Raw genomic sequence first — 11948 nt, 5'->3', positions numbered from 1 at the left:
GCGGCCCCGCCACGCCGCCCGGCCCCACGGTCGTGCGCGGGATCACGGTGGTGTCCACGACCGCTGTCGGGGGCGCCGCGTCGTCGTAGTCTCGCGCGCATGGTCGACCCTGGCCGCGAGGCCGTCATCGTGTCCGCCGTCCGCTCGCCCATCGGCCGCGCCCGCAAGGGCTCGCTGGCCGCGATGCGCCCCGACGACCTCACCGCGCAGGTCGTGACGGCCGCGCTCGACGCCGTCCCCGCCCTCGACCCCGCCGAGGTCGAGGACCTGCTGCTCGGCTGCGGGCTGCCCGGCGGCGAGCAGGGACACAACCTCGCGCGCATCGTCGCCGTCGAGCTCGGGATGGACCGGCTGCCCGGCGCCACCATCACGCGCTACTGCTCGTCGTCGCTGCAGACCGCGCGCATGGCCGCGCACGCCATCCGCGCCGGCGAGGGCGACGTCTTCCTCGCCGCCGGCGTCGAGACCGTGTCGCGGTTCGAGAAGGGCAACTCCGACTCGCTGCCCGACACCCACAACCCGCTGTTCGCCGACGCCGAGCGCCGCACCGCCGAGGTCGCCGCGGCCGGCGCGTCGCAGTGGCACGACCCGCGCGCCGACGGCCTGCTCCCCGACCCCTACATCGCCATGGGGCAGACGGCCGAGAACGTCGCGCTCGCCGAGGGCGTGAGCCGCGAGGAGATGGACCGCTTCGCGCTGCGCAGCCAGCAGAACGCCGCGCGGGCGCAGCAGTCGGGCTTCTGGGCCCGCGAGATCACGCCGGTGCGCCTGCCCGACGGCTCGGTGATGGAGCACGACGACAGCCCGCGGCCGAGCACGACGTACGAGGCGCTCGCCGACCTCAAGCCCGTCTTCCGCCCCGACGGGCGCATCACCGCCGGCAACGCCTGCCCGCTCAACGACGGCGCCGCGGCGCTCGTGGTCATGTCGGCGGAGCGGGCCGAGGCGCTCGGGATCACCCCGCTCGCGCGGATCGTGTCCACCGCCGTCAGCGCGCTGTCCCCCGAGATCATGGGCCTCGGGCCGATCGAGGCGTCGGCCCGCGCCCTGGCCCGCGCCGGGCTCAGGATCGGCGACGTCGACCTCGTCGAGATCAACGAGGCCTTCGCCGCGCAGGTCATCCCCTCGGCCCGCGGGCTGGGGATGAGCGACGAGGACATGGAGGCCAAGCTCAACGTGCACGGCGGCTCCATCGCCGTCGGCCACCCGTTCGGCATGACCGGCGCGCGGATCGCCACCACGCTGATCAACGGCCTGCGCGAGCGCGACGCCACCCTGGGCCTCGAGACCATGTGCGTCGGCGGCGGGCAGGGCATGGCGATGGTGCTCGAGCGCCTGAGCTGACCCCCGACGCACGACGGCCCCTCCCGCACGGGGCGGGAGGGGCCGTCGTCTCGGCTGCGAGTGGTCAGCTCACTCGCGGAAGTAGCTCAGCAGGCGCAGGATCTCGATGTAGAGCCAGACCAGCGTGGTCATGAAGCCGAAGGCGAGGTACCACGCGAAGCGCGCGGGGACGCCGGCCTTGACCGCCTGGTCGGCCTGGTCGAAGTCGAGCATCAGCATGAACGCACCGATCGCGATGCAGACCAGGCTGAAGATGATCGCCAGGGTGCCGCCGTCACGCAGGCCCATGCCGCCGGGGACGAAGAAGCCCGCGACGAGGTTGGCCAGCATCAGCACGACCACGCCGATCGCGGCGCCGATGACCATCTTGGTCAGGCGCGGCGTGACGCGGATGGCGCCGGTCTTGTAGACGACGAGCATGCCGATGAACACGCCGAGGGTGCCGAGGACGGCCTGCACGCCGATGCCGGCGTAGCTCGTGCCGCCCGGCGAGGTGGCGATGTTCTGGAACACCCCGGTGATCGCGCCGAGCGCCATGCCCTCGGCGGCCGAGTAGCCGAGCACCAGGAACTTGTTGGTGCTCTGCTTGAAGATGATGATCAGCGCCAGGACCAGCCCGACCACGAAGCCGAGCAGGCCCAGCACGTAGAGGCCGCTCCACGCCGTCACCACGCCGACCGCGAGGGCCAGGACCACGTTGATGGCGGTCTTCTGGACCACGTCGTCGACGGTGAGCGGACGGTCGTCGGCCGCCGCCGTCGGCATGGGGCTGCCGCCCCCGCCGAACATGCCACCGGCCATACCGGCCGGGGCGTCGCCGAACCGCGCGTACCCACCCGGCGAGGTGGGCAGGTTGCGGAACGCCGGGTTGCTGCTGGTGCGCACCTCTCGTCCTCCTCCTACGCGGAGCCGGCACCGATGGCGGGATGTCATCGGCCGGGTCGACCGCGGACTGTTCGTCCACCCGGTGCAACGACGGGGTGGGTGGATCGGTTCCCGTCTCGGTAAAAAGAACTTTACCGGACCCGCGGTGGACGGAGCGTGTCCGCTTCGCCCCGGGATGGGGTCCCCCAGGAAGTCTATCCCCCCGATCGGCGGCACCCGTCCCGGTCGCAGGTGTGGCCCCGGGGCGGGACGGGGCATGCTGCGCCCGAGACCTCGCACGCAGCGACGAGGAGGGTGGCGATGGTCGACTTCGGCAAGATGGTGGACAAGGCCAAGGACTGGGCCGGCAAGAACCCGGACAAGGCCGACTCCTACGTGGACAAGGGCAGCGACTACGTCGGGCAGCGCTACGGCCACGAGGAGCAGGTCGACCAGGCCGGCGACCGGGCCAAGCAGTTCCTGCACGGCGACCAGGCACCGGGCCGGCCGCACGAGGGCCAGGCCCCGCCGCCGCCCGAGGGGCAGGCGCCCCCGCCGCCCCCGCCGGGCCAGGAGCCCCCGCGGCCCTGAGGCACGACGTACACCGGCCCGGTCCCGCAGCTCGCGGGGCCGGGCCGTCGCACGTCCGGGACGGCTACGCCGGCGCGGGCTCGCCCTCGCCGTCGAGGCGGATCGCGAGCAGCACCGCGTCGTCGCGCAGCCCGTCGACGCCGAGCATGCCGAGCAGCCGGTCGCAGAGCTCCTCGACGGGCATGTCGGCCGACTGCGCGGCCAGGGTGTCGGCGATGAGCTGCGTGCGGTCGTCCGGGTCGGCACCCGGCGCCTCGATGAGGCCGTCGGTGTGCAGGACCAGCAGGTCGCCGTGGCGGCAGTGCACCGTCGTCTCCTCGCGGGTGACGGCGCGGGTGGCCCCGATCAGCGGGGAGAGGTTGCCGGTGAGCAGCTCGACGGTGCCGTCGGCCCGCCGCAGCAGCGGCGGCGGGTGGCCGGCGTTCGAGTACCGCAGCACCCAGTCGCCCTGCTCACCGCGCTCGAGGCGCGCGTAGACAGCGGTGGCCATCGCGGCCATGCCCAGACCCTGCACGACGTCGTCGCAGCGGTCGACGACGTCGGCGGGCCCGAGGCCCTCCCACGCGTACGAGCGCAGCACCCCGCGCAGCTCGCCCATCGCCGCGGCCGCCCGCAGGTCGTGGCCGACGACGTCGCCGACGGCGAGGCCGACCGCGCCGTCGGGCAGCGAGAGCATGTCGTACCAGTCGCCGCCGACCTGGGCGCCGTCGGTCGCGGCCAGGTAGCGCGACGCGATCGTCATGCCCGCCATCCGCGGGACGGCGGGCAGCAGGCTGCGCTGCAGCGTCTCCGCCGCCCCGTGCTCGCGGGCGTAGAGGCGGGCGTTGTCCACCGCGAGGCCGGCGCGGGCGGCGAGGTCCGCGGCCAGGTAGAGGTCGCGCTGGGAGTAGCGGCGGCCGTAGGGCAGCTCGGTGCCGAGCGTCAGCGCCCCGAGCATCTGCCCGCGGGCCCGCAGCGGCACGACGATCGCCGAGCGCGGCCGCAGCGCCTCGTAGCGGCGCAGCAGGTCGGGCTGGTCGGAGATGCCGGCGGGCCGGACGGGCAGCTCGGGCAGCAGGGACGGCGTGCCCGAGCCGAGCGCCTGGCCGATGGGGTCGCGGCCGTCCTCGGTGGGGCTCACCCAGCGCCCGAGCCCGCGGACCTCCTCGACCTTCGTCTCGTCGCGGTGGTTGACCGCCGCGCGGCGCACCGAGGAGTTGCCCTCGACGTCCTCGAGCAGGTCGACGCAGCAGAAGTCGGCCATGGCCGGCACCACGATGCGGGCGAGGGCCTCGGCGACGCCGACGGTGTCGAGGCTCGCCGACATCGCCGAGGTCGACTCGGTGAGCAGGCGCAGCTGCTCGCGGGTCTCCTCCGCGGCGGCCAGCGCGGCGCGCCGCTCGTTCTCGACCATGACGCGCTCGGTGACGTCGGACTGGACGCCGACGAAGTTGACCACGCGGCCCTGGCCGTCGAGCACCGGGGTGATCGAGACCTGGTTCCAGAACGCGGTGCCGTCGCGGCGGTAGTTGAGGAGCACCTCGGTGATCGGGCGCTCCTCGTCCAGCGCGGTGCGGATGCGCGAGATCGAGGCCGGGTCGGTGTTCGGGCCCTGCAGGAAGCGGCAGTTGCGGCCGAGCACCTCGTCGAGCTCGTAGCCGGTCAGCCGCGTGAACGCCGGGTTGACCCAGACCAGCGGGTTCTGCTCGCGGGCCGGGTCGGAGATCGTGAACGACAGCTCGGTGGCCACGACGGCGCGGTCGCGCACCATCTCGAGGTGGCGCTGGGCGCCGGCGCCGGAGAGCTGCAGGAACACGACCAGGGCGAGCCGGCGCTGGTCGTCGTTCACCACCTCCGACAGCGGGAAGCCGGTGACCCACAGCAGCCGGCCCTCGGCCTCCTCGCGCTCCTCCTCGGTCGCCTCCGAGCCGCGGCGGGCGGCGTCGGCGACCGCGACCGGCTCGCCCGAGACCGGGATGCCCTGGGCGACGCGCGAGAGCGGCGAGGCCGTGTCGCGCATGGGGCGGCCGGACAGGTCGGTGAGGCCCGCCGCCTCGCTCCAGGCGTCGATGTCGACGGGCAGCGAGGCGCGGCCACCGGTGAGCGCGGCGGCGGAGTCGTTGGCGTAGGTGACGAGGCCCTCACCGAGGTCGATGAGCGCGACGGCGGCCGGCGCGGTGTGCAGCACCTGCGGCAGGTCGGGCTCGCGCACGCCGCTCGGGTCGACGACGGCGTCGCGCACGCGCTGCGCCTCGGTGGCGTAGTCCTGACCCAGCTCGGGGGCTGGGCCGGAAGGGTCGGTCGCCACCTCGCCGTGGTCGCCGTTCGTCCTGCCCGTCACCTGCCGAAGCCTATCGGCCCCAACCGATCGCCGAGCCGGGTGTGACCCCCATGGGGCGCGGTCGTGACGAGGAGCGTCTGCGGCTGCGACGGAACGGAGCGTGCCGACACGCCCGTCCGGGTGACGGGAGACCTGCTCACACCAGGAAGACCTCGCGAGGACCGGGGGCGGAACCGTCGGGCAGTTCGCGGTCGCGTCCGGGACGGCCACCGAACGCCGCGCTGGCCGCGAGCTTACGGGCCTGCACGGTCTCCGACAGCGCGAGCTGGCGCGCGCGTCGCCACGGCACCTCCGCGGACTCCGGACCGGCCCAGCTCCACGCCTGGTCGAGCCAGCGGACGAGACGCACGCGGTAGGCGGCGCACACCGTCTCGGCGGCGCGGCCCGCGGCCTCGTGGTCGTCGTCGCCGTCCCCGGACCAGGGCGCGAGCACGCACAGCCCGTGGGGGTCGTCGGCGAACCCGACGATCTCGCTCAGCGCGGCGACGACGTCGGCCTCGCACCCGGAGAGCCCGGCGTCGGGGAGCCCGAGGCGGTGCCGGCGGACCTCCACGACACCCAGCGCCTCGTAGGCCGCGGCGAGCTCGGCCTCCTCGTGGTCGACGGCGCCGGGTGCCTCCTCCTCCGGCTCCTCGGCGCCCTCGAGGCGCGCGAGCACGGAGGCGAGGGTGTCGGGGTCGGCGAGGTCGTCGGGGCGCACGACGAGGTCGCCGAGCGGGCGCTCGCGCTCGCGGGGCACGGCGAGGCCCTCGGGCGGCGTGCAGGTGCGGCCGGGGCCGTCGGTGAGCGCGAGGACGTCGACCTCGGCGTGGCGTGCGGCGAGCCGGCGCAGCAGCCCGCCGGCCGCCCGGATCTCGTCGCGCGGGTGGGGCGCGACGACCACGAGCCGCCGGCACTCCCGCAGCGTCAGCGGGCGCAGCCCCTCGAGCTCGCGCCACGGCGGACGTGCACCACCCGGCGCGGGGATCCGACCCGCCAGGTCCCCCGGATCAGCCACGACGCCTCACCTCCCACCGACGAGTGTGGCCGATCTTCTCGCCCGTTCGGAGCAGCTTCGGCGGGTCGGCGTCGAGCGGTCCGTCCGGGGCGCCCGAGCGGTCGGGCGTCACGCACCCGGTCGTGGGACCGACCGCTCTCCGCGTGACCGCTGCGACGGGCGGGTGACGGCGAGCTGACGTGACGGGGTGGATCGGGTGACGTCCCGGCGACCGGCGGGGTGGCGGCGTGCGGTGGGTGACGTCGATGCGCCCGGTGGCACCGGGGATGCGGAGCCCTGCCGTGGTCCCGCCGTGCGTGCCCCCGGTGGGGTTCGAACCCACACTGCGGCGATTTTAAGTCGCCTGCCTCTGCCGATTGGGCTACAGGGGCGGAACTCCCGTCCGCTCGACCCTAGTCGTCGGCGCGCGCGGGCACCGCCGGTTCCAGCCCCGCGGCCCGGGCGGCGCCGGCCAGGACGTCCTCGAGCATCGCCGGGGTGAGGCGTCCGGTGAAGGTGTTCTGCTGGCTGACGTGGTAGCAGCCGAAGAGCTCGAGCGGGGCGGCCGCCTGCTCGTCCGCCGGCGCCAGCGTCACGTGGACGGCGTGCCCGAACGCCGGCCGGGGCCGCGGGACGACCCAGCCGGGGTGCCCGCCGGCCGGGTCGGGGGTGGCGAGCACGGGCAGCAGGGCCTGCCACCCGAAGCCGCCCAGCACCACCACGGCGCGCACGGTGCCCCGCAGCAGCGCGAGCTCGCGGGCGAGCCACGGGCGGCAGCGGTCGCGCTCGGCGGGCGTCGGCTTGTTCTCCGGCGGGGCGCAGCGCACCGGGGCGGTGATGCGGGTGCCGTACAGCTCGAGGCCGTCGCCGACCGCGACCGCCGTGGGCTGCGACGCGAGCCCGACGGCGTGCAGGGCGGCGTAGAGGACGTCGCCGCTGCGGTCGCCGGTGAACATGCGCCCCGTGCGGTTGGCGCCGTGCGCGGCCGGGGCGAGGCCGACGATGAGCAGCCGCGCGTCGGTGGCGCCGAACCCGGGCACCGGGCGACCCCAGTAGGTCTGGTCGCGGAAGGCGGCGCGCTTGGTCGCGGCGACCTCCTCCCGCCACGCCACGAGCCGCGGGCAGGCGCGGCACTCGGCGACCGCGGCGTCGAGGGTCGGCAGGTCGGGCGCGTCGGCGGGACCGAGCGACGCGGGGTCAGCCGTGCCAGGCACCCCAGGCCTCCCGCGCGGCGAGGACGGCGACGACCGCCGACACCGCCGGCGCGGCCAGCGACGCGGTGACGGGGCCGGTGCTGGCGAGCAGGTCGACGGCGCTCGCGGCGAGCAGCACCACGACGAGCGCGGCGACGAGCGGCGCGGGCGCGGCGCGGCGGACCCGTGGGTCGCGGAACGCGCCCTCCTCCCGCCCGGCGCGCGCGTCGAGCGCGACGAGCACCGGCAGCGCGACCGCCCCCGCGAGCCCGAGCAGGCCGCCGACCAGGGCCTCCCCCGGGCGGCCCGGGGTGAGGGCGTCGGCGACGGCGTCGACGGCGCTGTAGACCGCGAGCACCACGAACGACACCGTCATCGCGCGCACCGCCCGGGCCTCGCGGCGCGCCGGGTCGCCGGCGAACTGCCAGCGCACGGGCAGCGCCGCGCCCAGTGAGACGGCGAGGTGTGCGACGAGCGACGCGACGCCCGGCAGCGTGGGCCCGTTGCCGGCGAACCACGCGGCGACGGCGAGGACGACGGTGTGCACGACCGTCACGGCCACCAGCGCCCGCACCCGCCGCGCGAGCACGAGCGCCGCCAGCGGCAGCACGCCCGGGACGGCGCCGGGCGGGTCGGCCGGACGGGCGCTCACCACGTCACCACCCCCACCACCGTGCTCAGGACCGCCCTCACCACCGCGCGGCCAGCTCCCGCGCGATCCCGTCGAGGATGTCGTGCTCGGAGACGACGAGCTCGGTGACGTCGGTGCGCTCGGCGAGCTCCTCGGCGAGCACCCGCATGACGAGCGACCCGCCGCCGATGACGTCGACGCGGCCCGGGTGCATGGGCCCGAGCGCGGCCCGCTGCTCGCGCGGCATCGCCTCGAGCCGGCGGGCGGTGGCGCGCACGTCGTCGAGACCGAGCCGCGAGAGGTGGATGCGCTCGGGGTCGTAGGTGCGCAGGTCCATCGCCACCGCCGCCAGCGTGGTCGCCGTGCCCGCGACCGCCACCCAGGTCTGGACCTCGTCGACCGCCACCTCGGCGAACGCCGGCGCCAGCGTCGCGCGGGTGAACTCCTCGGCCTCGGCGATCTGCTCGCCGGTCGGCGGGTCGTCGTGGAGGAACTTCTCGGTCAGGCGCACGCAGCCGACGTCGGTGGAGCGCGCGGCGGTGACCTCCGCGTGGACCGCGTCCCAGGTGCCGGTGACGAGCTCGGTGGAGCCCCCGCCGACGTCGGCGACGACGAACGGGCCCTCGTCGGGGTCGAGGTCGGCGACCGCGCCCGCGAACGACAGGCGCGCCTCCTCGTCGCCGGTGATGACGTCGGCGTCGACCCCGATGACCTCGCGCACCGCGCCGAAGAACTCCTCGCGGTTCGCGGCGTCACGCGTGGCGGACGTGGCGCAGACGCGCACGGTCTCCGGGGAGACGGCGACGCCGTGGCGGCGCAGCATCTCGGCGTAGGCGCCCAGGGCCTCGCGGGTGCGCGCGAGCGACTCCGGCGCGAGCCGGCCCGTGGCGTCCACGCCCTGCCCGAGGCGGTTGATCCGCATCTCGCGGTGGACGTCGCGCAGCCAGGCCGAGCCGTCCTCGCGCACGGTCACGTCGGCCACCAGCAGGCGGATCGAGTTGGTCCCGCAGTCGACGGCCGCGACCCGTGGCATCTGGTGCTCCCCCTGCTGCGCTCGGCGTCCCCGGCGGACCCGGCTACCCGACGACGCTAGCGAGGACGCCCCGGACACGCCCGCCGCGGGGTGCCGGACACCGGGCGACCCCAGGCGGGTGGGGTCGCCCGGCGACCGGTCCGCGGGCACGATCCGTCGGCAGCCGGGAGGGGCGCCGTGCGGTGGATCGCCGCCCGGTCGCGCGACGGGCCGTCCGCACCGCCGCGCTGGGCCGGTCGGGGGAACCGGCTCTGTCCATCCTGGGCGCGCCGCGGACGTCGATCAACTCAGCGCGGGGGTCGGTACCGGGCCGGGGCGCATCGGCACCGGTCCGGGGACGGGCGGCCACCGAGCGTGCCGGTCGGTCGCGCCCGACCCGTCGCCCGGCGGGTGACCGGGTGTCAGTCCGTCGGGTCCCCGTGGTCGGGGCCCACGCACGGCCCCGCGTGCCACCAGTCGTCGAGCCGCTCGAGGGTCTCGTCACCCGCGGGATTCACGCCCGGGCCGCGGGCCAGGGTGTGCGCGACGTGCACGTGGAGGCACTTGACCCGTCCGGGCATCCCGCCGGCGCTGACGTCGGTGCCGAGCGGCTCGATCGCGTCGCGGTCGGCGAGGTAGTCGGCGTGGGCCTGCGCGTAGCGGGCGGCGAAGTCGGGGTCGGTGCCGAGGCGCTCGGTCTGCTCGCGCATGAGCCCGTCGGCCTCCAACGTCCCGATGCGCGAGGTCAGGCGCGGGCAGGTCGCGTAGTACAGCGTCGGGAACGGCGTGCCGTCCTCGAGCCGCGGGGCGGTCTCGACGACGTCGGGCAGCCCGCACGGGCAGCGGTGCGCGACCCGGCGCAGCCCGCGGGGGCGCCGGCCGAGCTGGGCCTCGACGGCGGCGCGGTCGGCGTCGGTGGGCGGCTCGGGGGTCCCGCCGCTCACGGCGCGGTGCCGAGCGTCGACCGGGCGACGCGCGCGTACCAGGGCAGCTCGGCCTCGGCGGGCGGCAGCCCGGCGCGGGGGTCGGTGTCGCGGGGGTCGCGCGGCGCGGTGGCGTCACCGGGGAGCTGGACGCGGTAGGGCACCTCGCCCGGGCGGGCGTAGCCGAGCCGCTCGCGGGCCAGGGCCTCGATGTGCGCCGGGTCGCGCAGGGCGGCGCGCTCGTCGGTGAGCCGCCGGACGTCGCCGGCGAGGCGCTCCTGCTCGGCGGTCACGGCGGCGATCTCGTGGCGCTGGGTGACGTAGTTGCGCAGCGGCACGGCGACGGTCAGCGCGAGGGCACAGACGACGACGGCGAGCACCGCGGCGCGCCGCGCCGTGGACAGGCCCAGCGCGCCCCCGGTGGCCTGCGCGGCCCGCCGGGCGCGGGCGGCGGCCGCGGCCGGGCCCGACGGCACGCGCAGCGGATGGCGCCGGCGCACGACGCGCTGCGGGTCGCGCCGGGGCCCCTGCCGGGCGCGCGTGCGCCCGCGCGCCCCACCGGACCGACCGGCGGACCCGCGGGTGCCCGAGCTCGCCCCGGTCCGGCCCCCGCGCCGTCCCCGGCCCCGTGCGCCGGACCGGCCGGCGGATCCGCGGTCGGCGGAACCGTCGTCGGGGGTGCGCTCGGGGCCGGCCACGCGGCTCAGGCGTCCGGGTCGAAGCGCGGGAAGGCGAGGTCGCCGGCGTAGCGCGCGGCGTCGCCGAGGGCCTCCTCGATGCGCAGCAGCTGGTTGTACTTGGCGACACGCTCGGACCGGGCGGTGGCGCCGGTCTTGATCTGCCCGCAGTTGGTGGCGACGGCGAGGTCGGCGATCGTCGTGTCCTCGGTCTCGCCCGAGCGGTGGCTCATCATGCAGCGGTAGCCGTACTGCTGGGCGAGGCTGACCGCGTCGAGGGTCTCCGAGAGCGTGCCGATCTGGTTGACCTTCACCAGCAGCGCGTTCGCGGCGCGGCGCTCGATGCCCTCCTCGAGACGCTCGATGTTGGTGACGAACAGGTCGTCGCCGACGATCTGGATGCGGTCGCCGATGTCGCCGGTGAGCTTGGTCCAGCCCTCCCAGTCGTTCTCCGAGAGCGGGTCCTCGATGCTGACCAGCGGGTAGGCGTCGAGCAGCTCGCCGTAGTAGGAGCTCATCTGGGCGGCGCTGCGGGTCTCGCCCTCGAAGGTGTAGACGCCGTCGGAGAAGAACTCGCTCGCGGCCACGTCGAGGGCGAGCACCACGTCGCGGCCGGGCGTGTACCCGGCGTCGCCGATCGCGGTCAGGATCAGGTCGAGCGCCTCGCGGTTGTTCGGCAGCGACGGCGCGAAGCCGCCCTCGTCGCCCAGGCCCGTCGACAGCCCCTGCTTCTTGAGCACCTTCTTCAGCGCCTGGTAGACCTCGGCGCCCCAGCGCAGGGCCTCGCGGAACGACTCGGCGCCGATCGGCGCGATCATGAACTCCTGGATGTCGACCCCGGAGTCCGCGTGCGCGCCGCCGTTGAGGATGTTCATCATCGGCACCGGCAGCACGTGGGCGTTCGGGCCGCCGACGTAGCGGAACAGGTCGAGCTCGGCCGACTCCGCGGCGGCGCGGGCCACGGCCAGCGAGACGCCCAGCAGCGCGTTGGCGCCGAGGCGGGACTTGTCCGGCGTCCCGTCGAGGTCGATGAGCTTCTGGTCGACGACGCGCTGCTCGGCGGCGTCGATGCCGACCAGGCCGGGGCCGATCTCGTCGAGGACGCCGGCGACCGCCCGCTCGACGCCCTTGCCCAGGTAGCGCGAGTCGTCACCGTCGCGCAGCTCGACCGCCTCGTGCTCGCCGGTCGACGCCCCGGAGGGCACCGCGGCGCGGGTCAGCGTGCCGTCGTCGAGCGCCACCTCGACCTCGACCGTGGGCGTGCCCCGCGAATCGAGGATCTCCCGTGCGCCGACCTGCTCGATGACCGCCACGGACCATGCCTCCGAACGATGGATCGTCTCGCCGCACCCCGGGCACGGCACGTCGCCCGCATCGTAGACGTCGCCCGGGTGAGGGTCGGCGCGCCACGCAGCGG

The 11948-nt window shown here is 76.0% G+C and carries 11 protein-coding genes and 1 tRNA gene; 2 read left to right on the top strand and 10 right to left on the bottom strand.

What is annotated here, in order from left to right; all coding sequences use genetic code 11:
- Positions 1-99: 99 nt before the first annotated feature.
- The gene (locus PGB27_RS16380) at positions 100-1344 is read left to right on the top strand and encodes an acetyl-CoA C-acetyltransferase (RefSeq protein ID WP_274201440.1); all 1245 of its coding nucleotides are present in this window, start codon (positions 100-102) and stop codon (positions 1342-1344) included.
- Positions 1345-1413: 69 nt separating this feature from the next.
- Here the strand turns inward: PGB27_RS16380 and PGB27_RS16375 are convergent, their stop codons facing one another.
- Positions 1414-2229 (bottom strand): Bax inhibitor-1/YccA family protein, encoded by an 816-nt coding sequence (locus tag PGB27_RS16375; RefSeq protein ID WP_274201439.1) that lies wholly within the window; start codon positions 2227-2229, stop codon positions 1414-1416.
- 300 nt (positions 2230-2529) lie between these two features.
- On the opposite strand from PGB27_RS16375, the gene PGB27_RS16370 reads away from it, so the two are divergent.
- Positions 2530-2799, top strand: coding sequence for an antitoxin (locus PGB27_RS16370; RefSeq protein WP_274201438.1), 270 nt, complete (start codon positions 2530-2532; stop codon positions 2797-2799).
- A 64-nt stretch (positions 2800-2863) separates the two neighbouring features.
- On the opposite strand, the gene PGB27_RS16365 is transcribed toward PGB27_RS16370, so the two are convergent.
- The 9 genes from PGB27_RS16365 to eno form a co-directional block, all read right to left on the bottom strand.
- Entirely contained in the window at positions 2864-5119 is a 2256-nt protein-coding gene (locus PGB27_RS16365; RefSeq protein ID WP_274201437.1) for a SpoIIE family protein phosphatase, read from the bottom strand.
- Between the two features lie 136 nt (positions 5120-5255).
- The gene (locus tag PGB27_RS16360) at positions 5256-6116 is read right to left on the bottom strand and encodes a PIG-L deacetylase family protein (RefSeq protein WP_274201436.1); all 861 of its coding nucleotides are present in this window, start codon (positions 6114-6116) and stop codon (positions 5256-5258) included.
- Positions 6117-6413: 297 nt separating this feature from the next.
- A tRNA-Leu gene (locus PGB27_RS16355) sits at positions 6414-6487 on the bottom strand.
- 21 nt (positions 6488-6508) lie between these two features.
- The gene (locus PGB27_RS16350) at positions 6509-7309 is read right to left on the bottom strand and encodes a uracil-DNA glycosylase (protein ID WP_274201435.1); all 801 of its coding nucleotides are present in this window, start codon (positions 7307-7309) and stop codon (positions 6509-6511) included.
- A complete protein-coding gene (locus PGB27_RS16345) occupies positions 7293-7940 on the bottom strand; it encodes a hypothetical protein (protein WP_274201434.1) in 648 nt (215 codons plus the stop codon). The genes PGB27_RS16350 and PGB27_RS16345 overlap by 17 nt, the downstream gene beginning before the upstream one ends.
- Positions 7941-7977: 37 nt before the next feature.
- Entirely contained in the window at positions 7978-8952 is a 975-nt protein-coding gene (locus PGB27_RS16340) for a Ppx/GppA phosphatase family protein (RefSeq protein ID WP_274201433.1), read from the bottom strand.
- A 401-nt stretch (positions 8953-9353) separates the two neighbouring features.
- On the bottom strand, positions 9354-9875 hold the full coding sequence (locus tag PGB27_RS16335; RefSeq protein ID WP_274201432.1) for a DUF501 domain-containing protein: 522 nt from the start codon (positions 9873-9875) through the stop codon (positions 9354-9356).
- Positions 9872-10552: an FtsB family cell division protein gene (locus tag PGB27_RS16330; protein WP_274201431.1), complete on the bottom strand. Its 681-nt coding sequence runs from the start codon at positions 10550-10552 to the stop codon at positions 9872-9874. Before PGB27_RS16330 ends, PGB27_RS16335 begins: the two co-directional genes overlap by 4 nt.
- Positions 10553-10557: 5 nt before the next feature.
- Positions 10558-11844: a phosphopyruvate hydratase gene (eno, locus tag PGB27_RS16325; RefSeq protein ID WP_274201430.1), complete on the bottom strand. Its 1287-nt coding sequence runs from the start codon at positions 11842-11844 to the stop codon at positions 10558-10560.
- Between the last annotated feature and the right edge of the window lie 104 nt (positions 11845-11948).

Origin of the sequence: Actinomycetospora lemnae (assembly GCF_028737315.1) — a bacterium.
GTDB classification, from domain to species: Bacteria; Actinomycetota; Actinomycetes; order Mycobacteriales; family Pseudonocardiaceae; genus Actinomycetospora; species Actinomycetospora lemnae.
The sequence above is the reverse complement of the archived record's forward strand: the minus strand, read 5'-3'. Positions and strand labels throughout refer to the sequence as shown.

Bases quoted from the DNA above. Each gene is read 5' to 3' on its own strand.
- PGB27_RS16370 (WP_274201438.1), top strand. From the start codon at position 2,530: ATGGTCGACTTCGGCAAGATGGTGGACAAGGCCAAGGACTGGGCCGGC.
- PGB27_RS16340 (WP_274201433.1), bottom strand. From the start codon at position 8,952: ATGCCACGGGTCGCGGCCGTCGACTGCGGGACCAACTCGATCCGCCTG.
- PGB27_RS16380 (WP_274201440.1), top strand. From the start codon at position 100: ATGGTCGACCCTGGCCGCGAGGCCGTCATCGTGTCCGCCGTCCGCTCG.